Here is a 20,383-nt window from a genome sequence, read left to right as displayed (position 1 = left end):
CCGGCGACGATAATCGATAGAGGGCGCCGATTATCGCCTTGCAGCCGGAAGCAGCATCTCAAATACGCCGCGTGGGGCTGCGACCGCCGCGTTCAGTCCCGCTCCCATGCCGCGAGGCGCTCCGCTAACGTTGTGCTCGCGCGCGTCATCGGCAGGCGAAGTTCGTCGCGTATCAGCCCTTGCGATGCAAGCCACGCCTTCACCGGCGCGGGATTCGGCTCGGCGAACAACGCATGGATCAGCGGCACGAGCGTGTGAAAAATGCGCCGCCCTTCTTCGAGCGCGCCCGCCGCCAGCGCGCGATAGAGCGCGACGAACTGCTCCGTGCGCACATGCGCCGACGCTGCAATCGCGCCGCTGCCGCCAAGGCAGAGCGTGTTGAAGATCTGCATGTCTTCGCCTGTCAGCACCTGCAAGCGTCCGTCGCGACTCAGCGCAAGCGTGGTGTCGAGCGAACCGGCGCAGTCCTTCACCGCCTGAATCCGCGGATGCGCGGCCAGCGTGAGCAGCGTGTCCAGTTCGAGCCGCACGCCGGTGCGATAGGGAATGTCGTAGAGCACGACGGGCTTTTCGCTGGCATCGGCGAGCGTCATGAAATGACTGACAATGCCCGCCTGCGACGGCCTCACGTAGTACGGCGCGGCCATCAACACCCCCGCGATGGGCAGCGCATTCAGTTGCTGAATGCGCTCGCGCATGCTGGCGGTGTGGTTGCCCGGCACGCCGGCCACCACGGGCAACGGCGCGCTCGGCTCCGAGGTACCGCCGCGGCCGGCCCGCGCCGCCTCCAGAATGGTCGCGATCACGGCGTCCTGTTCCGCGTCGTCGAGCGCGGCCGGCTCGCCGGTCGTGCCGAGCGCGACAATGCCGGCGACGCCCGCATCCGCGTAACGGCGCACGAGCGCGCGCAACGCGGCATGGTCCACCGCGCCGTCCGCGAAAGGCGTGATGAGCGGAATCCAGATACCCGAAAAAATAGACATGTCTTTCCTCTTACGTCGATGAGCGACCGTATCGATTCCGGCAGCGTGCGAAGGGGAAAGACAGGAAAGACCGCTGGAGCGCGCGATCCGCTGTTCCGTCGCATCTGACGGAACAGCGTGCTCCGGTCAGATGAGCGGCTGTTTTTTGACTTTGGCGCCGAGTTCCGGACGGCATTGCTCGGCGCACTGCGCGATTGCAAGCGAACGGCGCGCGCGTGCGAGCGCCGCGTCTGCGAAGGCGGAATGCGTCGCGGTCAATGCGCGGAGGGAGAAAGTCGGGCCGAAGAGCATGAAGCGCAGTGTAACCGCGCCCCAAGCGGATTGGCAAAGCGTATCTCGAAATGACTTGACTTCTGCGGCAGCCAAACTAATATACGCACCGCGTATATTCCGCGCGCACACTTTCCGACAGGTGCCTCCATGAGCGTCCCCCAACAAGCCTTTCTCCGCGACGCCATGCGGCGCCTGAACATGACGCGCGATACCTTCGCGGGCCGCATCGGCGTGTCGCGGCGCGCGCTCGACACATGGCTTCTCCCTGACGATTCGCAGGAGTCGCGGGCCATGCCGGAGATTGTCGAGCGTTTCGTCTCCGAGATCGTGGTAAACGGCGAACCGGGCGAAAAGTATACGCAAAGCGTAGATTCACAATCGCTGGCGAGCCAGATGCTATGGGAAGGCAAGCCGCAGTTGCTGTCGGTCGACCAGTTTTCGCGCGACTCGGTGGAGGCGCTCTTTCGAGTCGCGGACATCATGCAGCCCATCGCGCGGCGCCGCAAAATTTCGCGCGTGCTCGAAGGCGCGGTGCTCGGCAATCTGTTTTTCGAGGCGAGCACCCGCACGCGCGTGAGCTTCGGCGCGGCGTTCTGCCGGCTGGGCGGCTCCGTGTGCGACACCACAGGCTTTACGTTTTCGTCGATGGCCAAGGGGGAGTCGATCTACGACACGAGCCGCGTGATGAGCGGCTACGTGGACGCGCTGGTGATCCGCCACCCTGAGCAAGGTTCGGTGGCCGAATTCGCGCGTGCGACCAACGTGCCGGTGATCAACGGCGGCGACGGCCCCGGCGAGCACCCAAGCCAGGCCCTGCTCGACCTGTACACCATTCAGCGCGAGTTCTCGCGGCTCGGCAAGATTGTCGACGGCGCCCATATCGCGCTTGTCGGCGATCTGAAGTACGGACGCACGGTGCACTCGCTCGTCAAGCTGCTGGCGCTTTATCGCGGCATCAAGTTCACGCTGATCTCGCCGCCCATGCTGGAAATGCCGGGCTATATCATCGAGCAGATTGCGCGCAATGGACATGTGATCGAACAGACTCACGACCTGCCGAGCGGGCTGCGCGGCGCCGACGTGGTGTACGCCACGCGCATTCAGAAGGAGCGCTTTACCGACGAATCATTCGAAGGCTACACGCCGGATTTCCAGATCAATCAGGCGCTGGTGGACAGCGTGTGCGGCAGCGACACGCTCGTCATGCACCCGCTGCCGCGCGACAGCCGGCCGGGCGCGAACGACCTGAGCGTGGACCTCAATCACGACTCGCGGCTCGCCATTTTCCGGCAGACGGACAACGGCATTCCAGTGCGGATGGCGATATTCGCGGTGCTGCTCGGCGTCGAAAAACTGGTTCAGCATTCCATGCGCGACGCGGCCTGGCGCCCGCCCGCATATCTCGGTCCGGACGACGCTGTCTTTCATGGCATCGACTGATCATCGGCTGATGCGCGAGACAATTTGCTTCGGCAACCGAAATAAAACCGGCGGCACGCCTCAAGCCACAGCGCTGCTGCCGTTGCGCCTGAAACCGGCGGCAAAAAACTGCACCTGGTACTGCACCGCATTGGACCAGTACTTCCACGTGTGGCCGCCGGGCCGCTCGGCATAGCGATGCGGCACGCCGAGCTCGAGCAGGCGTGCATGCAGCATCCGGTTGGAATGCACGAGCGAATCGTTCATGCCGCAGTCGATCATCAGCGCAATATGCGCGCTGGCAAAGCTGCGCGCGTGCTCGACAATCGCCTCGCGGTTCCAGAAATCGGCGTGGCCGGCGGGATCGCCGAACACCTGGTCGATGCCCGGCTCGTCCTCGCAGCCGCGTGGGTCCACTGCGCCGCTCATGCTGCCGGCGGCGCCGAATTCGTCGGGCCGGTCGAGCGCGATATGCAGTGCACCGAATCCGCCCATGCTCAAGCCGGTGATCGCGCGCGCGTCTTTCGTCGCAATGGTGCGGAAATGCATGTCGATGTAAGCGACGACTTCGCTGCCGACATAAGTGGCGTAACGGCTGCCTGCATCGACGGGACTGTCGATGTACCAGCTTTCGCGGCCGCCGTCGGGCATGACGAGAATCACGCCATAGCGGTCCGCGAGTTTGCCGATCGGCGAATTGGCGGTCCAGTCGGTGTAATCGCCGCCCGAACCGTGCAGCAGATAGACAACCGGAAACCGGTCGGCCGCCTTGCCGCGTGCATAGCGGTCGGGCAACACGACCGTCGCTTCTAGCGACTTGTGCATGGCCGCGCTCGGAATCGTCACGACGCGCGACTGGAACGCCCATGCAGGCGCTGCAAGCAGCAGCATCGCGACCAGCCAGCCCAACCGTGCGCCATGCGCGCCAAGTAACCGGCGGGCCCTAAGTGCATCAAGTGCGGTACTCATATTCGTCGCTCTCCCTGTCTACATGTGTGGCTAACACAGTCGATGCAGCAGGCAATACACAACTGCATACGGGGCGGCAAATTCCAGCGACGACTCTAGCAACAGCGACTTACAGCCAAATTTCAGCGAACCCTACGATTGACCTCGCCCGATGCGCAACGCATGCGTCGTAACATGCGTGCGCAGTACACCTATTTGATGTGCACGCCAAGACCCGCGCGGCCCGGCGCGATGTCTTCCCTCAGCGTCAGCTCGGGAATCCGATAATCACCGCCGTTTTGCGGACGAAACGGTATCGGCGCCGTGGTCCAGAGATTGTCGAGGCGCTCGCCGAGCGCGTCGCGCACCTGCAGAAATCTTTCTTCGTCGACGCGGCTCGTGCGATACACCACGAACGGCGGCAGCACGTCGAAGCCGGGGTAATAGAGTATGCCGTGCTGGATCGGGAACAGGACGTCGTCGATCGGGCCATTGATGCCGCGCGGGCTGTAGTGCGATTCCCATCCTCCCGTGGTGACGACGAGCATCGCGCGCTTGCCGGCGAAAGTGCCCTCGCCGTAGCGATCACCCCAGCGCGCATCGGAATGCTCGCCCACGCCATACGCAAAACCATACGCGTAGACGCGCTCCACCCAGCCCTTCATGATCGCCGGCATGGAGAACCACCACAGCGGGAATTGCAAAATGACCGCGTCGGCCCACCTCAGTTTGGCCTGTTCGGCTGCGATGTCCGGACTTTGCAGTCCGTTCTCGAATGCATGCTTCGACGCGCGCGAGGGATCGAAGCGGCCGCCCGTTGCGGGCGCAACGCTATCGTGCGCATCGAGCGAGGCCTTCCAGTTCATCGCATACAGATCGGAAACCTGAACCGTGTGCCCGGCCTCCTGGAGGCGCCTGACGGAGAAGTCCTTCAGCGATCCGTTCAACGACCGCGGTTCGGGATGAGCATAAACAATCAGCACGTTCATTTTGCTTGCCTTGATTCATGTGGGAATACAAACACGATAGGCGCCGTCACGGTATATTGGAAATGAATTGCTGATATGACAGGTATTGCCGTGAATAATCTTCGCAAGCTCGACCTCAACCTGCTGGTCACGCTCGACGTTCTGCTCGCGGAGCTCAACGTGACGCGCGCTGCGGAGCGCCTGAATTTTTCGCAGCCTTCGGTGAGCGTGCACCTCGCCAAACTCCGCGACGTGCTCGGCGATCCGCTGCTCTTGCCCGGCCCGCGAGGCATGCGTGCGACCGCGCGCGCGGAGGCCTTGCGCGAGCCGCTGCGACAGGCGCTCGAAGCATTGGAGCAGGCCGTGGCGCCGGCGCGTCCTTTCGACCCCGCGCTGGCCACGCAAACGTGGCGCATTGCGGCGACGGACTACGCGGAGTCCACGATCGTACTTCCGGCGCTGCAGCGGCTGCGCGTGGCAGCGCCGGGCACGCGGCTCGCGATTGTCGAGGCGGCGCCCCCGCGTATAGCGAAGCAGGCGGAACAGGGCGAGATCGACCTTGGCTTTCATACGAGCGAAGGCGCGCCTGCCGGCTTACGCCGGCGCGTGCTGTTTGCGGAGCGCTATGTGCTTGCCGGCCGCGCGGATCATCCGCGTCTGAAACGGCGATCGAGTCTCGCGCAATTCTCGAAGTTCGAGCACGCCATTGTGTCGCCCGACGGCGGCGGCTTCGCGGGCCCGACGGATGACGTGCTCGCGAAAGCCGGCCTGTCGCGCAGAGTGGTGCTGTCCGTCCCGCACTTCCTGTTCCTCATTTCGGCGCTCGCGAACACCGACCTCGTGGCGATGGTGCCCGCGCGGCTCGTGCGCAACAACCCGGCGCTACGCGTGGTCGAGTCGCCCGTCGAGGTGCCCGGCTATGAAATGGCCATGCTGTGGCACGAGCGCTCGCATCGCGATCCGGCGCATCAGTGGCTGCGCACTCACATCGTGGATTCGGTGTGAGACGCGATGCTTCGCCATCCTAATGGTGTGTCTGACCGCCGGCAGCGCCGATCGCATCCAGCTTCGCGAGAATTTCGCTGTTCAGTTCCAGATTCGCCGCCGCCAGGTTCTCACGCAAATGTGCGACGGACGACGTGCCCGGGATCAACAGGATGTTGGGCGCGCGCTGCAGCAGCCAGGCGAGTGCCACCTGCATCGGTGTCGCGCCGAGCGTCCGCGCAATGTCCGTCAACGCCGACGACTGAATCGGCGTAAAACCGCCGAGCGGGAAAAACGGCACATAGGCGATGCCCTGCTCCGCCAGCTCGTCGATCAGCGCGTCGTCGGCACGGTGCACCAGGTTGTAGTGGTTTTGCACGCCGACGATCCTGGTAATGCGCCGCGCCTCGGCAATTTGGGCGCGCGTCGCGTTGCTCAGCCCGATGTGGCGGATCAGGCCGCGCTGCTGGAGCTCGGCGAGCGCGGTGATCTGCTTTTCGATCGACCCTTCGCTCGGCGCATGCACGTCGCCCATCAGGCGCATGTTGACCACCTCGAGCGCGTCGAGGCGCAGATTGCGCAGATTGTCGTGCACGCCGCGCGCGAGATCCTCCGGCTCCTGCGCCGGCAGCCAGGCGCCGTCGCTGCCGCGCACGGCGCCGAGCTTGGTGACGATGACGAGATCGTCCGGATAGGGATGCAGCGCCTCGCGAATCAGCTGGTTGGTGATGTGCGGCCCGTAAAAATCGCTGGTGTCGATGTGATTGACGCCTTGCGCGAGCGCTTCGCGCAGCACGGCAAGTGCGGCGTCGCGGTCTTTCGGCGGCCCGAACACGCCGGGCCCCGCGAGTTGCATCGCGCCATAGCCCATGCGCCGCACGGGGCGATCGGCGAAAAGAAATGTGTCCGTGGTATTCAGAGTGGGCATAACGCTCTCCTTGATGGTTGTTCAGGCGCAGTATCGCCGGGATTGCATCGTTCAATAAAGCCGACTAACGTGCACAGGTTGTTCACATTAATGAACAGTCGCCATGGAACTCAACGACCTGACCGCCTTTATCTCCGTCGCGCGCGCCGGAGGCTTTCGCGACGCGGCCCGCCGCAGCGGCGTTTCCGCGTCGAGCCTGAGCATGGCCGTGCGCCGCCTGGAAGGCCGGCTCGGTTTGCGCCTGCTGAACCGCACGACGCGCAGCGTCGCGCCGACCGAAGCGGGCCTGCGTCTGCTGGACAAGCTGACGCCGCTCTTCAGCGAAATGGAAGCGGCGCTCGACGTGCTCAATGTATTCCGCGACCAGCCGAGCGGCACGCTCAAGCTCAACGTGCCGGCGAGCGCTGCGCGCATCGTGCTGCCCGGCGTCATCGCGCCGTTTCTGAAAGCGTATCCGGACATCCGCGTGGAAGTGCTGGTCGAAGACGGCTTTGTCGACGTGCTCTCGATCGGCTGCGACGCCGGCATCCGCTACGACGAACGGCTCGAGCAGGACATGATCGCCGTGCCGATCGGCCCGCGCGTGCAGCGCTTTGCGACTGCCGCCGCGCCCGCCTACCTCGACGCGCACGGCCGCCCGCAGCATCCGCGCGAGCTCCTCTCGCACGCCTGCCTGCGCGGCCAGTTCGCGAGCGGCGCGACGCCGACCTGGTCTTTCAAGCGCGACGGCGAAGTGGTGCAGCTGAATCCGTCCGGACCGCTGCTCGTGCGGCCCGGCGCGGCGATGGACCTCGCCATCAGCGCGGCCGTCGCGGGCGTGGGCGTCATCCATCTGTTCGAAGACATGCTCCGTCCGCATCTCGACAGCGGCGCGCTGGAGCCGATTCTTAAGCCGTGGTGGCAGCCTTTTTCCGGACCGTTTCTCTATTATCCAGGCCGCCGCCATGTGCCCGCGCCGCTGCGCGCGTTTGTCGATTTCCTGAAGGATCACGGCGGATGACTTCACCAGCCCGCAAATTCGACGCCATCCGGTCCAATTGCGGCGATAATGACTTGCCGTTTGCCAGGTACGCGCACAATGTCAAAACCTTATCCACCGGGGCACTATGAGCGAGATACGCGTTAGCCCGCTGCGCAACTTCGCCGATTTCGTTCGCGCCGAGCGGGTTCGATTGACAGAGCAATGGATGAAAGCGGTCTTCGGCGACGCCGACCTCGTGGAAGCCGACAAGCTCACTTATCAGCAACTCGCCGACCATCTGCCGGACATTCTCGACGGCCTGTGCGCGGCGCTCGATATCGAAGACCTGGAACGCGTCGAACCGGCCATCGAACGCGATGCGCGAAAGCATGGCATCGTGCGCTGGCGCCAGGGCTACCGGATCGAAGAGCTGGTGCGCGAGCTGGACCTGTTCCACCAGGTTCTCGCCGATGCGCTCGACACCTACGCGGCGACCGACAACACGTTCACGCGCCGCCACGAAAGGCGCGCGCGCCGCATGATCGCGGAAACGCTGAGCGTGGTCACGCTCACGTCGATCCGCGAAGTGGTCAGCGAACGCGATCGCAAGATCGACGAATACACCGGCCGGCTCGAGCGTGCCAACCACGAACTCAAGCTGAAACAGCGGCTCGTCGGCGAGTTGTACGAGTCGCGCATGCACATCACGCGCAGCGTGGTTCACGATCTGCGAAATTTTCTCAATGCGTTTTCGATGGCGCTGCAACTGATCGCGCGCGCGCCCGCGAGGGCCGACACCGCGTTGACGCTGGCCAACCGGCAGGCGGAAGACATGAAAGCGCTCGTCGACCAGATGGTCGAGTACTCGGTGATACTCGGCGACGGCGCGCCGCTGACGCTCGAACAGGTCGACCTGCGCGAGCTGTACGAAGAACTCGTCGTGTCGTCGCGGCCATCTATCGAGGCCAAGGGGCTCACGCTGCGCCCGGCATTCGATCCCGCGCTGCCGGTGGTGACGTCGAACCGTCTGAAGCTCAAGCAGATCGCCGTCAACCTGCTTTCCAACGCGATCAAATACACGCAATCCGGACAGGTCGAGTTGCACTTTGCCATGGCCGGCGCAGAACACTGGTCGATCCGCGTGTCGGATACAGGCGTCGGCATTGCGCCTGCCGACGCCGACCGCGTCTTCCACGAATTCGAGCGCGCCGCCGACGAGGACATTCCCGGCACCGGGCTCGGACTCGCCATCGTGAAGGAACTGTGCCGCGTGCTGAGCGGACACATCGACTTCGCGTCGCGCGAGGGCGTCGGCACGACCTTCACGATCCGTTTTCCGTTGACGCTCGCGGCGGAGTCGTCGGAGCAGTAAAAAGGCGAACAGCCGCGCGCGTCTTCAGCGGCCGCCCGCTATTGCTCCGGTCCGGCGGGGCTCAGGCGCGGGCATTCGCTCAGTGCGCCGCGCGCGCCGCTCCGGGTGCTCAAGCCCCGCATGACCACGTCCGACGCCGTCCCGTCGCGGCGCGCCAGTTCCGCCAGATCCAGCAAGGCCGCGTAGCGGGCTGTGCAATTCGTCGAGGCGATCATCGCGCGGAGTTCGCGAGGCACGTCGGTGTTGGCGGCGAAGCGCTGCACGGCGATCAACAACGCGGCCGTCACGAAGAGAGTGACCCATACGCCCGCTTTGCGAGAGCCGCGTTCGTCCGATGCCCGCAACAGCCGCCGGCGCGCTCTCGCAAGCCGTGTCAGGTCCGCGTTCGCGCGGCGGGGCGCCCCCCTTGGTGTGCGCATGAGATAGCCGGCGCGCCGCACGCGGCTGGCAACTCCCGGGCCGGCACCGCGGTTACCGCGAGCAAAGCGCAGTCTGAATCGCATGGCGTGGCTCATCGGGACCAGTGCGCGGGCACGTACACGCGGCCGACCCAATGCGCCGGCACCCAGACGGCCGGGCGCGGCGCCGGTGCGACGTAGACACGGCGCGGCGCCACGTAGACGACGGGCGGCGGCGCATACACCACGGGCGGCGCAACATAAGCGACGGGCTTGGGTGCCACGACGACAGCCGGGGGCGGCGGCGGCACATAGGCCACGGGCTTCGGCGCCACGACGACAGCCGGCGCTGGCGGCGGTGCGGAAACAACCGGCTTCGGCGTCACCACGACGGCCGTCGCGGGCGGCGGTGCCGGGACAACCGGCGCGGGCGCCACGACGACAGCCGGCGCTGGCGGCGGAGGCGGCGGAACGTAGACAACCGGGTTCGGCGCGACCACCACCGGCGCAGGCGGCGGCACGTACACCGGCTTCGGCGCGACCACGACAGTCGTCCCGCCCGTCGCCACCACGCCCGTGCTTACCACCGTTCCGCTTGAACTCACGGTATTGCCGTGCGTGCCCGTTACGCTACTGGACGTCGTGACGACACCTGGCGCCACGCGTGTCGCCGTGCCCGAATGCGTGACTGTCCCGCCGTCCGAACCTGTCTCGGTGCCCGAACGCGAGCACGAAGCGCCCGCGCAATTCGTCGACGCCGAGTGGTTGACCGTGTTGCCGTTCGCCCCCGTCACCGTGCCCGACGACGAGTATTGCCCCGCGCCCGTCTTCGTCACTTCGCCGGATGTGCTGGCGCTCTTGCCGTCCGGTCCCGTGAGCGTGCCGGTGTGCGAGCAGGTGCCGCCGGCGCAGCTCGTATCGCCCGCGTGCTGGACCGAGTTGCCGTAGCGGCCGGTTGCCGTCCCCGAATTGGAGAACTGGCCGGGCGCGTTGCGCGTCACCGTGCCGGTGTTCGTCGCGAGACCGCCATAGGGACCGATGACGCCGCCGGCATGCGAACAGCTGCCGCCGCCGCACGAGCCGACGTGGCCTTCGTTATACACGCCGCGCGACGTGTAGGCGGTGCCGTGCTGCGACCACGCGAAGGCCGACGCGCTGCCGAAGGCGAGCGTGGCGGCAGTCGCGCCGAGCGCGAGCGTGCGCAGCGCGCGACGCGCGGCACGCGAGGTGGCGGCGGCAGACAATGCGCCGGTAGCCGGGACTGCGAACGAATGAGATTTCACGGTATGTCCTTTGAGTTCGGGCCACTTCGTGCGACTGCTGCTGCGCTGCGTGGCGATGAGCGGACTATAGAAGGACGCGCCGTAACAATCAGCACGTAAGATATGTCGCGCTGTTTCACTGCGAAAGAAGCCCGCTGCGCAAGGCTTCGCGAGCGTTTTTCCGGCGCCGTGACATGGGCCGACATAATTTGCAACAGAAGAACGCACGCAGTGTCGAGGGCTGCGGCAGCGCAAGGCGCGGCAACGCGGCTACGGAAAACCACAGCTGAATTCTGTTGACACGACCTGCGGCAAAACGGCACACTCGACTCATGTTCACGCACACCTCCATCGCCGTAGCGATTAATCACCCGAAGCGAGCCGTCATCGGCTGGCCTTTGGGAGCTTGTGCGCGTTAGCAGTCTGAATCTGTAAAACAAGACCCCAAGGCCCCGCCGGTAACGGAAGGGGCCTTTTGTTTTGAGGGCGCCTCCGTCAGCCGGCTTTATCACGGAGAGCAAGATGGATCAGGCAAGCCCGCAGTGCATGGACGACGACGCGCAATTTTTCGAGCATCGGCAAAACGAGCGTCGGCCGAAGATGGTGGTGCATTTTCAGATCGCGCCCGGTGCGACGCTGACCTGGCGTGTCGCGGCGGACAGCACGCTCACGGTGAACGGTGCGCGGCTCTGGCTTACGCGCATCAGTTCTCCTTACGATCACTGGCTCGTGCCGGGTCAAACATTCAGCCTGCAGCGCGGCGAACGCATCTGGCTCAGCACCGACGGCGAACGCACCGCCAATGTCTCGCTGACTTGCCTGTTGCCCGCGCAAGGCTTCTTCAGGCGTTGTTTGAGCCGGCTTGCAGGCTTGAGTCTCGGACCGCCCACGCCGCGTTGATAGGCGTGCGGCATGCGAGCACGTTTCGATCAGCGTGCCTGCATGCCGCCTCGCACCCGTGGACCAAAAAAAGCCTCTTCGCTGCTGCGAAGAGGCTGCTTTCTGTCACCGTGTGCAGATGCGAGCAAACGCATCCGCGTTGAAACCTCACACGCGTTCGATGGCGATCGCGATGCCCTGTCCCACCCCAATGCACATCGTGCACAGCGCGAAGCGCGCTTGCGTGCGTTGCAATTGATACATCGCGGTGGTCACGAGCCGCGCGCCGCTCATGCCGAGCGGATGGCCCAGCGCGATGGCGCCGCCGTTCGGGTTCACGCGCGCGTCGTCGTCGGCGACACCGAGCGTGCGCAGCACCGCAATGCCTTGCGAGGCGAACGCTTCGTTCAGCTCGATCACGTCGAACTGATCGATGCTCATATTGAGGCGCGCGAGCAGCTTCTGCGTGGCGGGCGCGGGACCGATGCCCATTACGCGCGGCGCGACGCCCGCGGTGGCGATGCCGAGCACGCGGGCACGCGGCGTGAGGCCGAAGCGCCTGGCGGTCTCTTCGTTGGCAAGCAGGAGCGCTGCCGCGCCGTCGTTGACGCCCGACGCGTTGCCGGCCGTCACCGTGCCGTCCGGGCGCACCACGCCCTTCAGTTTCGCGAGGGCCTCGAGGCTCGTTTCACGCGGATGCTCGTCTTGCGACACGGTGATCGGATCGCCCTTCTTCTGCGCGATCGTCACGCCGACGATTTCCTGCGCGAGCGTGCCGTCCTTCTGTGCGCGCGCCGCTTTCTGCTGGCTGCGCAGCGCGAACGCATCCTGATCGGCGCGGCTGATCTTATAGTCAGTCGCAACGTTCTCGCCCGTCTCGGGCATCGAGTCGACGCCGTACATCTGCTTCATCAACGGATTGACGAAGCGCCAGCCGATGGTCGTGTCGTAGATGTCGGCCTGGCGCGAAAACGCGCTGGTCGCCTTGCCCATCACGAACGGCGCCCGGCTCATGCTTTCTACGCCGCCCGCGACCATCAGCGCGGCCTCGCCCGACTTGATTGCGCGCGCGGCAATGCCGACCGCGTCCATGCCCGATCCGCACAGACGGTTCACCGTCGAGCCCGGCACGGCTTGCGGCAGACCCGCCAGCAGCAGCGACATGCGCGCGACGTTGCGGTTGTCTTCCCCCGCCTGATTCGCACAGCCGTAGATCACGTCGTCGATGGCGTTCCAGTCGACGTTCGGGTTACGCTCCATCAGCGCCTTGAGCGGCACCGCGCCCAGATCGTCGGCGCGAACCGACGACAGCGAGCCCGCGTAGCGGCCGATGGGGGTGCGAATTGCGTCGCACAGGAATGCTTCGGTCATGTGATGTCTCCAGTGATGTACTGCGTGCGCCGCGCCGTCTGTCTGGATGCGCGCGCGGCGCGGGCGGATGTGCACGGATGAACCGGGCACCGGCCGGACGGGCGTAACGAGGACTAGTCTCGCGCGAATTCAGCTTAGCGCAGGATGGTGAACGGGGTGTTCGGATCGCCTGCCGCTGTGTTCTTTATACGAACATTAGGTCATATATCGAACAATAAGCCTCGATAATAGGCGCGCGGCGGAAACGCTGTCAAGCGCCCGCAAGTCGGCATCAGGGAATACGCGAGGGGCTGGTGAGGGAGCGCAAAAGCGTCTGACGATTGATGTGCGCACCGCCGCCCGCGCCGCCGTCAGCCCGGCAGCGGGCCGGCGGACCAGGTCAGCGCGAGGCCGGCGCGGGGTTCAGCAGATCTGGATGCCTTCGTCGGCAATATACGCGCGGATCACGTCGGCGAAATTGCGGTCGCCGGTCAGGCCCAGCTGCTCGGCGCGGGCCGTGTCCCAGCGCCCCGGCCAACTGCCGACAATTTTTTCCACGCGCGCATCCGGCTGCCACACGATCCGTTTCGCGACTGCGTCGCCGGCCACTTCGCGCAACGCCGCCACCATCTCGTCAACGCTAACGGAAATGCCCGGCAGATTCAGCACGCGCTGGTTGCCGAGCGCGGAGCCGTCCAGTTCGAGGCCCGCAATCAGGCTCTCGATGGCTTTGCGCGGCGACAGCAGCCACAGGCGCGTCGAGCCGTCGACGGGACAGACGGCCTGCTCGCCGTTCAGCGGCTCGCGAATGATGCCGCTCGCAAACGACGACGCCGCCGCATTCGGCCTGCCCGGCCGCACGCTGATGGTGGGCAGGCGCAGCACGCGCCCGTCGACGAAACCGCGCCGCGAATAATCGTTGAGCAGCAATTCGGCAATTGCCTTTTGCGCGCCATACGACGATTGCGGATTGAGCGCGGTGTCGTTCTGCACGATCTCCGGCAGCTCGCCGCCGTAGACCGCGACCGAGCTCGTGAACAGCACGCGCGGCCGGTGCCCGCGTTGCCGGCATACGTCCAGCAACAGGCGCGACGCATCCAGATTGATGCGCATGCCGAGATCGAAATCCGCCTCGGCGTGGCCGCTGACAATCGCGGCAAGATGAAAAATGGCCGCGATTTCACTGTCGATAACACGTTCGAGCACGCTCTGCTCTGCGATATCGCCCACTTCGGTGCGCACGCGGCTGTCGCCGAAATCGTTTGCCTGCACGACGTCGAGCAGCACCAGTTGCGTGAGCGCTTGCGGCGCGCCCTTTGCGTCTTTCAATGTACCGCGCGCGAGGAGTTCGCGCGCGAGGCGCTGGCCGAGAAAACCCGCGCCGCCGGTAATCAGTACTTTCATGATTTGCTTTGCCCTCGTATTCGTTGTCAGGTGGGAGGTGGTTCAGGCGGCGTTCAGATACGGCTTCGCCCAGCCCAGTCCCGCGGATGTCGCGGCGCGCGGCCGGTATTCGCAGCCGATGTAGCCGTCGTAGCCGAGCGAGTCGATCACCTCGAACAGATACGGGTAGTTAATTTCGCCCGTGTCCGGTTCGTGCCGCTCCGGCACACCGGCAATCTGAATGTGGCCGATGCCCGCGTGGTCGCGTCGGAGCTTCATCGCGAGATCGCCTTCGACAATCTGGCAGTGGTAGCAGTCGAATTGCACCTTGAGATTGGCCGCGCCGACTTCCGCGCAAATGGCCTGCGCCTCGTCCTGCCGGTTCAGAAAGAAGCCCGGCATGTCGCGTGTATTGATCGGCTCGATCAGAATCGTGATGCCCTCGGCTTGCGCCGCGTTGGCCGCATGCGCGAGGTTGCGCAGATACACCTCGCGATGCCGCTCGCGCGATTGATCCGCGCCGATCAGGCCCGCCATGACATGCAGCTTGCGATTGCCGATCACACGCGCGTAGTCGAGCGCGGTGTCGATGCTGCGGCGGAACTCGTCTTCGCGCCCCGGCAGGGTGGCGATGCCGCGCTCGCCGTTCGCCCAGTCGCCCGGCGGCGCATTGAAAAGCGCTTGCGTGAAGCCGTTGGCATCGAGCCGCGCCTTGATCTCGTCCGCGCGGAAATCGTAGGGAAACAGAAATTCGACCGCCTTGAAGCCGTCTTTGGCGGCGGCGGCGAAGCGGTCCAGAAAGGCGTGCTCGTTGTACATCATCGAGAGATTCGCGGCGAAGCGAGGCATGGCGGCAACTCCTTTGAAGCGGTATTTCCGTGCGCGGCAAGCAGCGCTGCGACAGCCAGGCTTGCGCGGCGCACGAGAGGGTTAACGGTTGACCAGTTTCGCCGGCGTGAGCCACGTGGCAATCGCGCCGATCACCAGCATGCCGGCCAGCACATACATGCCCGACTGCGTGCTGTGCGTGAGATCCTTCAGATAGCCGATCATATAAGGGCTCGCGAAACCCGCCAGATTGCCGATCGAGTTGATGATCGCAATGCCGGCAGCGGCGGTCGCGCCCGACATGAACGCGGTAGGCAGCGACCAGAAGAGCGGCGCACAGGTCAGCACGCCCGCTGCGGCGAGCGAGAGAAAGGCAATCGACACCACCGTGTTGCTCGCAAACGACGCGGCCACCGTAAAGCCCACCGCGCCGAACAGCGCCGGCACGATCAGATGCCAGCGGCGTTCGCGGCGCTTGTCGGCGCTGTGGCCCAGCAGATTCATCACGACGATCGCGCAGATAAACGGAATCGCGCTCAGCAAGCCGATATTGAATGCGCCGCTCACGCCGGTCGATTTGATGAGCGTCGGCATCCAGAACGTCAGCCCGTATTGGCCGGTCACGAATGCAAAGTAGATGAGCGACATCCACCACGTGCGCGGATCGCGGAACACGGCGCGCAGCGAATGGGCGTTGGCCTTTTGCTTCGGCTGCGATGCGGCGATTTCGTCGGCGAGCAGGCGCTTTTCCGGTTCGCTCAGCCACTTCGCGCCCGCAATGCCGTTGTCGAGATACAGAATGGTCGCGATGCCGACCGCAACCGCCGGCACGGCTTCGATCAGGAACATCCACTGCCAGCCGGCCAGACCCGAACTGTTGTGAAACGCCTGCATGATCCAGCCGGAGAGCGGATTGCCGAAAATGCCCGACACCGGAATCGCCGACATGAACACCGCAATGATCTTTGCGCGCCGATGCGAGGGAAACCAGTAAGTCAGATAGAGGATCACGCCCGGATAAAAGCCGGCTTCGGCGAGCCCGAGCAGAAAGCGCAAGATATAGAACTGAGTCGGCGTCTTGACGAACACAAAGAGCGCCGACATCACGCCCCACGTAATCATGATCCGCGCAATCCAGATGCGCGCGCCGATTTTGTGCATCAGAATATTGCTTGGCAGTTCGAACAAAAAATAGCCGATAAAGAACACGCCCGCGCCGAGCCCGAACACCGTTTCGCTGAAGGCGAGGTCCTGCGACATCTGCAGCTTGGCAAAGCCCACGTTCACGCGATCCAGATACGCGACCACGTAGCACAGCATCAGGAACGGCACGATGCGCCAGAACACCTTTTTATATGTACGCTCGACTTCGGCGGCGCCGGGTTGTCCCACGGCCGCCGCAATCGGCTGGCCCGATACGGACTGATACGAACTCATGCAATGTCTCCTTGAGTGGAAGTGTGATGTGTCGCCTGTGGCGATCTAGGTGTGGACGGCTACGGTGTAATCGGCTACCAGCGCGCGCCGAACACGCTGCGTAGTTCGTCGAGCGCCGCCTCCTCCAAAGGCGCGGGCCGCGGATTCGTCATGAGCCACAGACGCGCGGTTTCCTCGAGTTCTTCGAGTGCATACGACGCATGCGCAACCGAACGCTCCCATACCACCGGGCCGAGGCGTTCGAGCAGCACGGCGCGAACCTGATCGGCCAGTGCCGCAATTTGCGCGGCGACTTGCGGGTCGCCCGGTCGGCTGTAACGAATCAAGGGGACGTGGCCCACTTTCATCACGTAGTACGGCGTGATGGGCGGCAGGACGTCATGCTCGCTCCAGACGCCCGCTAGTGTCAGCGCGACGAGATGCGTGGAATGCGTATGGACGATGCCGCGCGCTTCACCGTTGCGCGCGTAGATGCCGCGATGCAGCGCGAGCGTTTTGGAGGGCTTGCCGCCGGAAACGGCATTGCCGTCGAAATCGACTTTGGCGATGTTGGCGGGATCGAGCCGGCCGAGGCAGGCGTCGGTCGGCGTGATAAGCCAGCCGTCGTCGAGACGCGCGCTGATGTTGCCCGCGCTGCCCACCGTATAGCCGCGCTCATAGAGGCTTGCGCCCGTCACGCAGATGTCCTCGCGCACGCGTGATTCGCTGGTCGCGTGAATGGCGGGTGCGCTTATCGTCGTGTTATCCGGCTTTTGCGTCGCGCCGCTCATTGCACGCCTCCGTCCAGATGGCGCAGCGCCTTTTCGAAGAAGTCGGTCGCACCAAAGTTGCCCGACTTGAGCGCGAGCGCGAGCGGTTGCGCGCCCGTCGTCGCCGTGGCCGGCACGCCCGGATCGATCTGCGCGCCGATGCGCAGGCTACGCACGTTCAGCGCCTGGACCACTGCACCGGATGTCTCGCCGCCCGCCACCACGAACTTGCGCACGCCGCGCTCATGCAGGCCGCGGGCAATCGCGGCCAACGTGGCTTCCACCAGATGCCCTGCTTGATCGACGCCGAGTTCGCGTTGCACCGCCTTCACTTCGTCGGGCGTGGCGGTGGCGTAAATCAGCATCGGCTCGCCCTTGTCGAGGTAGGGCTGCGCGAATGCAAGCGCCTGTTCGACGACGGCTTTGCCGCGCGCCGCCGCGAGCGGATCGATGCGAAACGCCGGGCGCGTTGCGCGCCACGCCGCCACCTGCGCGTTGGTCGCTTTCGACGCGCTGCCCGCGAGCACCGCCGACAAGCCCTCGACGCGCGGCAGTTGCGCGGCATTGTCGCGCGGCTCGAGCAGACCCGCGCGGCGGAAGTTGCCGGGCAGACCGAGCGCGATGCCCGAGCCGCCGGTGATCAGCGTGAGATCAGCGCATGCTTCGCCGAGCACATAGAGGTCGGCGTCGGAGACGGCATCGGCGATGGCCATGCGCACGCCGTCGCGGCGCAACGCGTCGAACGATTCGCGCACTGTGTTGACGCCCTGCGCCACGGCGTCGTAACGCACGAGGCCGACTTTGGAGCGCGTCTGGCGCTGCAGCACGCGCACGAGGTTTGCGTCGCGCATGGGCGTGAGCGGATGGTTCTCCATGCCGGACTCGTTGAGTAATGCGTCGCCGACAAACAGATGTCCGCGGAAAATCGTGCGGCCGTTCTCGGGAAACGCCGGGCACGCAACCGTGAAAGCGCTCGCCTCGCTGTTTGCGTTGTTGCTGGCGGACAGCGCGTCGAGGAGCGCGTCCGTCACCGGGCCGAGATTGCCCGCGTCGGTCGAATCGAAAGTCGAGCAGTATTTGAAAACGAACTGGCGGCATCCTTGCGCACGCAACCAGTCGAGCGCGGCGAGCGATTGCGCGACCGCCTCGGCAGCAGGAATATTGCGCGATTTCAGCGCGACCACGATGGCGTCCGCGGCCATGTCAGTGTCCGTGCCCGCCTGCAGCGTCTCACCGCGCTCGGGCACGCCGATGGTCTGCACCGTGCGCATGCCGCCGCGCACCAGCATATTCGCGAGGTCCGTCGCGCCGGTGAAGTCGTCGGCGATGCAGCCGAGCAGCGCACGTTGGGTCGTAGCCGTCATGACGGGCGCTCCTGGTTACTTCGCCGCCGGCACGTCGATGCCGGGGAAAATCTTGATGACCGCGGAATCGTCCTCGCCGCCGTGACCGGCCGTGGACGCCATCATGAACATCTGGTGCGCCGCCGCGGACAGCGGCAGCGGAAACTTCGAGCGGCGCGCGGTATCGAGCACGAGCCCCAGATCCTTGACGAAAATATCGACGGCCGAGAGCGGCGCGTAATCGCCGTTGAGTATGTGCGGCACGCGGTTTTCGAACATCCACGAATTGCCCGCGCTGTGCGTGATCACGTCGTACAGCGCGTCGGGATCGACACCCTCGCGCAAGCCGAGCGCCATGGCCTCCGCCGCCACCGCGATATGCACGCCCGCGAGCAACTGGTTGATGATCTTTACTTTGGATCCGGCGCCATGAGCCGAGCCGAGGCGGTAGACCTTGCCGGCCATCGCCGCGAGCACGTCCTCGCACGCCGCATAAGCCGCGGCCGGGCCGGAGGTCATCATCGTCATTTCGCCCGCTGCGGCGCGCGCGGCGCCGCCCGAGACCGGGGCATCGAGCATCTGCAGGCCGGCCGCCTCGATGCGCTTGCCGAGTTCGATCGCGAAGTCGGGGGCCACCGTCGCGCTCGCGATCACGACGCCGCCCGGCTTCATCGCCGCGACCGCTCCGCCTTCGCCGTGGGCGCCCGGTGCGCCGAACAGCACGGCTTCGGTTTGCGCGGCATTCACGACCAGCGTGACGACCACGTCGCATTGCGCGCCGAGTTCCGCCGGCGTAGCACAGCCCACGCCGCCTTCCTTCACGAACGCCTGCAGGACTTCACTGCGCAAATCGCACGCGTGAACGCGAAAGCCCGCGCGCAGCAGCGAGCGCGCGACGCCGAGTCCCATTGCGCCAAGACCGATGACACCGACATTTCTGGACATGCTCGAACCTCTCTGGAATCTGTTACGCGCTCAGGCGGACTGGCGCGGGAATGGGCAACCTTCGCCGGGCGCGGCGATCCGTCAGCAAATGCCGGCTTCCGCGAGGCGCCGCGCCGCGTTGTACATATGGGTTCGCGCGGCATTGCGCGCGGCCATCGGATCGCCCGCGCGGATCGCGGCGGCAATGGCCGCGTGCTCCTCGCGCACCTGACGCGAGAAGTCCTCGCGCAACGCCTCGTTGCGACGCGTCACGACGGTGCCGGCCTCGAGATACTGGTTCAGGAACGTGAGCGTCTTGAGGAAGTACGGGTTGCCCGTGGCGGCCGCGATTGCGCGGTGAAACGCGACGTCTTCCGTTACGCCGTCCTCGCCCTCGGCCACGGCTTCGTCGATTTTCGCGAGCGCGGCGTCGATCGCCACCATGTCGGCGTCGGTGCGGCGCATGGCGGCCTCGGACGCGACTTCGGCCTCGATCGCCCGGCGCAGCGCGAGAATCTGCACGACCGAGCCGGGCTCGACCGCCTCCGCGTAGTCGATGCGCAGCGGCCGCACCGCCCCGTGCGCCGCCACGAACACGCCGCTGCCCTGACGCGGCTCGACCACGCCTTCGTTCTTCAGCCGCGAGATCGCCTCGCGAATCACCGTGCGGCTCACGCCGAACTGCTGCGCGAGCATGGCTTCGGTCGGCAGCTTGCCGCCTCGCTCGAAGGTGCCCTTGTCTATCTGCTTGAGAAGCTGCTGCGCGACGGTATCGCTCAATGCGCGCGCTGGAATCTTGTCGAACATCCCATGCCTCATTGTCATGTCATCGGGTCATCATACAAATTTTGGATGCGCGCTGCATCCGCGCTAACCCTGGGTTTCCGTGGTTTCGGGTCCGCGCCGCGGCGAAGTTGGCGAAACGGAGGGCTTAAGCTATCGTCACGCCTTTGCGCACCGTTGCGTCGCTCCCTTGGCGCGAGCGGTGTCCGAG

Annotated in this window: 19 protein-coding genes; 5 read left to right on the top strand and 14 right to left on the bottom strand. The window is 65.3% G+C overall.

Features of this window, described 5'->3' with window-relative positions; all coding sequences use genetic code 11:
• Positions 1–92: 92 nt before the first annotated feature.
• On the bottom strand, positions 93–983 hold the full coding sequence (dapA, locus tag HV711_RS05025; protein WP_035478017.1) for a 4-hydroxy-tetrahydrodipicolinate synthase: 891 nt from the start codon (positions 981–983) through the stop codon (positions 93–95).
• A 420-nt stretch (positions 984–1,403) separates the two neighbouring features.
• Here dapA and HV711_RS05020 point away from each other — a divergent pair, with 420 nt between their 5' ends.
• On the top strand, positions 1,404–2,696 hold the full coding sequence (locus HV711_RS05020) for an aspartate carbamoyltransferase (RefSeq protein WP_035478014.1): 1,293 nt from the start codon (positions 1,404–1,406) through the stop codon (positions 2,694–2,696).
• A 60-nt stretch (positions 2,697–2,756) separates the two neighbouring features.
• On the opposite strand, the gene HV711_RS05015 is transcribed toward HV711_RS05020, so the two are convergent.
• Together HV711_RS05015 and HV711_RS05010 are read right to left on the bottom strand one after the other, a co-directional pair.
• Positions 2,757–3,566: an alpha/beta hydrolase gene (locus HV711_RS05015; protein ID WP_035478264.1), complete on the bottom strand. Its 810-nt coding sequence runs from the start codon at positions 3,564–3,566 to the stop codon at positions 2,757–2,759.
• A 269-nt stretch (positions 3,567–3,835) separates the two neighbouring features.
• On the bottom strand, positions 3,836–4,612 hold the full coding sequence (locus HV711_RS05010) for an NAD(P)H-dependent oxidoreductase (RefSeq protein ID WP_014973035.1): 777 nt from the start codon (positions 4,610–4,612) through the stop codon (positions 3,836–3,838).
• A gap of 75 nt (positions 4,613–4,687) precedes the next feature.
• Here HV711_RS05010 and HV711_RS05005 point away from each other — a divergent pair, with 75 nt between their 5' ends.
• Complete coding sequence (locus HV711_RS05005) at positions 4,688–5,596, top strand: LysR family transcriptional regulator (RefSeq protein ID WP_035478012.1); 909 nt, start codon at positions 4,688–4,690, stop codon at positions 5,594–5,596.
• Positions 5,597–5,615: 19 nt separating this feature from the next.
• Here HV711_RS05005 and HV711_RS05000 read toward each other — a convergent pair whose 3' ends face one another.
• The gene (locus HV711_RS05000) at positions 5,616–6,503 is read right to left on the bottom strand and encodes an aldo/keto reductase family oxidoreductase (RefSeq protein ID WP_035478011.1); all 888 of its coding nucleotides are present in this window, start codon (positions 6,501–6,503) and stop codon (positions 5,616–5,618) included.
• A gap of 103 nt (positions 6,504–6,606) precedes the next feature.
• On the opposite strand from HV711_RS05000, the gene HV711_RS04995 reads away from it, so the two are divergent.
• Positions 6,607–7,503, top strand: coding sequence for a LysR family transcriptional regulator (locus HV711_RS04995; RefSeq protein WP_035478009.1), 897 nt, complete (start codon positions 6,607–6,609; stop codon positions 7,501–7,503).
• A 106-nt stretch (positions 7,504–7,609) separates the two neighbouring features.
• The gene (locus HV711_RS04990; protein ID WP_028360255.1) at positions 7,610–8,836 is read left to right on the top strand and encodes a sensor histidine kinase; all 1,227 of its coding nucleotides are present in this window, start codon (positions 7,610–7,612) and stop codon (positions 8,834–8,836) included.
• Positions 8,837–8,874: 38 nt separating this feature from the next.
• Here HV711_RS04990 and HV711_RS04985 read toward each other — a convergent pair whose 3' ends face one another.
• Together HV711_RS04985 and HV711_RS04980 are read right to left on the bottom strand one after the other, a co-directional pair.
• A complete protein-coding gene (locus HV711_RS04985) occupies positions 8,875–9,339 on the bottom strand; it encodes a hypothetical protein (protein WP_035478008.1) in 465 nt (154 codons plus the stop codon).
• Positions 9,340–9,347: 8 nt separating this feature from the next.
• Entirely contained in the window at positions 9,348–10,517 is a 1,170-nt protein-coding gene (locus HV711_RS04980) for a hypothetical protein (protein WP_035478005.1), read from the bottom strand.
• 501 nt (positions 10,518–11,018) lie between these two features.
• Between HV711_RS04980 and HV711_RS04975 the strand changes: the two genes are divergently transcribed.
• Positions 11,019–11,396, top strand: coding sequence for a DUF2917 domain-containing protein (locus tag HV711_RS04975; RefSeq protein WP_035478002.1), 378 nt, complete (start codon positions 11,019–11,021; stop codon positions 11,394–11,396).
• A gap of 147 nt (positions 11,397–11,543) precedes the next feature.
• Here HV711_RS04975 and pcaF read toward each other — a convergent pair whose 3' ends face one another.
• The 8 genes from pcaF to HV711_RS04935 all read right to left on the bottom strand — a co-directional run bounded on the left by pcaF (position 11,544) and on the right by HV711_RS04935 (position 20,196).
• On the bottom strand, positions 11,544–12,746 hold the full coding sequence (gene pcaF, locus HV711_RS04970) for a 3-oxoadipyl-CoA thiolase (RefSeq protein WP_035478000.1): 1,203 nt from the start codon (positions 12,744–12,746) through the stop codon (positions 11,544–11,546).
• 402 nt (positions 12,747–13,148) lie between these two features.
• Positions 13,149–14,129: a D-erythronate dehydrogenase gene (gene denD, locus HV711_RS04965; RefSeq protein ID WP_035477998.1), complete on the bottom strand. Its 981-nt coding sequence runs from the start codon at positions 14,127–14,129 to the stop codon at positions 13,149–13,151.
• A 42-nt stretch (positions 14,130–14,171) separates the two neighbouring features.
• Positions 14,172–14,957, bottom strand: coding sequence for a 2-oxo-tetronate isomerase (gene otnI, locus HV711_RS04960; protein WP_035477996.1), 786 nt, complete (start codon positions 14,955–14,957; stop codon positions 14,172–14,174).
• 81 nt (positions 14,958–15,038) lie between these two features.
• The gene (locus HV711_RS04955; protein WP_035477993.1) at positions 15,039–16,373 is read right to left on the bottom strand and encodes an MFS transporter; all 1,335 of its coding nucleotides are present in this window, start codon (positions 16,371–16,373) and stop codon (positions 15,039–15,041) included.
• Positions 16,374–16,447: 74 nt separating this feature from the next.
• Positions 16,448–17,143 carry a 3-oxo-tetronate 4-phosphate decarboxylase gene (otnC, locus tag HV711_RS04950; protein ID WP_051223928.1) on the bottom strand — a complete coding sequence of 232 codons (696 nt, stop codon included), beginning with the start codon at positions 17,141–17,143 and terminating at the stop codon, positions 16,448–16,450.
• A complete protein-coding gene (otnK, locus tag HV711_RS04945; protein ID WP_035477991.1) occupies positions 17,140–18,486 on the bottom strand; it encodes a 3-oxo-tetronate kinase in 1,347 nt (448 codons plus the stop codon). The genes otnC and otnK overlap by 4 nt, the downstream gene beginning before the upstream one ends.
• Before the next feature lie 15 nt (positions 18,487–18,501).
• Positions 18,502–19,410: an L-threonate dehydrogenase gene (gene ltnD, locus HV711_RS04940; protein ID WP_028360263.1), complete on the bottom strand. Its 909-nt coding sequence runs from the start codon at positions 19,408–19,410 to the stop codon at positions 18,502–18,504.
• Positions 19,411–19,491: 81 nt separating this feature from the next.
• Positions 19,492–20,196 carry a FadR/GntR family transcriptional regulator gene (locus HV711_RS04935; protein ID WP_035477988.1) on the bottom strand — a complete coding sequence of 235 codons (705 nt, stop codon included), beginning with the start codon at positions 20,194–20,196 and terminating at the stop codon, positions 19,492–19,494.
• Positions 20,197–20,383 lie beyond the last annotated feature (187 nt).

It is taken from the genome of Paraburkholderia phenoliruptrix (assembly GCF_902859825.1).
Lineage (GTDB): Bacteria > Pseudomonadota > Gammaproteobacteria > Burkholderiales > Burkholderiaceae > Paraburkholderia > Paraburkholderia phenoliruptrix.
Note: the sequence above shows the minus strand (reverse complement) of the source record. Positions and strands in the feature narration are given on the sequence as shown.

Coding starts and splice junctions, on each gene's coding strand:
- dapA (WP_035478017.1), bottom strand. CDS start 983: ATGTCTATTTTTTCGGGTATCTGGATTCCGCTCATCACGCCTTTCGCG.
- HV711_RS05020 (WP_035478014.1), top strand. CDS start 1,404: ATGAGCGTCCCCCAACAAGCCTTTCTCCGCGACGCCATGCGGCGCCTG.
- HV711_RS05015 (WP_035478264.1), bottom strand. CDS start 3,566: ATGCTGCTGCTTGCAGCGCCTGCATGGGCGTTCCAGTCGCGCGTCGTG.
- HV711_RS05010 (WP_014973035.1), bottom strand. CDS start 4,612: ATGAACGTGCTGATTGTTTATGCTCATCCCGAACCGCGGTCGTTGAAC.
- HV711_RS05005 (WP_035478012.1), top strand. CDS start 4,688: ATGACAGGTATTGCCGTGAATAATCTTCGCAAGCTCGACCTCAACCTG.
- HV711_RS05000 (WP_035478011.1), bottom strand. CDS start 6,503: ATGCCCACTCTGAATACCACGGACACATTTCTTTTCGCCGATCGCCCC.
- HV711_RS04995 (WP_035478009.1), top strand. CDS start 6,607: ATGGAACTCAACGACCTGACCGCCTTTATCTCCGTCGCGCGCGCCGGA.
- HV711_RS04990 (WP_028360255.1), top strand. CDS start 7,610: ATGAGCGAGATACGCGTTAGCCCGCTGCGCAACTTCGCCGATTTCGTT.
- HV711_RS04985 (WP_035478008.1), bottom strand. CDS start 9,339: ATGCGATTCAGACTGCGCTTTGCTCGCGGTAACCGCGGTGCCGGCCCG.
- HV711_RS04975 (WP_035478002.1), top strand. CDS start 11,019: ATGGATCAGGCAAGCCCGCAGTGCATGGACGACGACGCGCAATTTTTC.
- pcaF (WP_035478000.1), bottom strand. CDS start 12,746: ATGACCGAAGCATTCCTGTGCGACGCAATTCGCACCCCCATCGGCCGC.
- denD (WP_035477998.1), bottom strand. CDS start 14,129: ATGAAAGTACTGATTACCGGCGGCGCGGGTTTTCTCGGCCAGCGCCTC.
- otnI (WP_035477996.1), bottom strand. CDS start 14,957: ATGCCTCGCTTCGCCGCGAATCTCTCGATGATGTACAACGAGCACGCC.
- HV711_RS04955 (WP_035477993.1), bottom strand. CDS start 16,373: ATGAGTTCGTATCAGTCCGTATCGGGCCAGCCGATTGCGGCGGCCGTG.
- otnC (WP_051223928.1), bottom strand. CDS start 17,143: ATGAGCGGCGCGACGCAAAAGCCGGATAACACGACGATAAGCGCACCC.
- otnK (WP_035477991.1), bottom strand. CDS start 18,486: ATGACGGCTACGACCCAACGTGCGCTGCTCGGCTGCATCGCCGACGAC.
- ltnD (WP_028360263.1), bottom strand. CDS start 19,410: ATGTCCAGAAATGTCGGTGTCATCGGTCTTGGCGCAATGGGACTCGGC.
- HV711_RS04935 (WP_035477988.1), bottom strand. CDS start 20,196: ATGTTCGACAAGATTCCAGCGCGCGCATTGAGCGATACCGTCGCGCAG.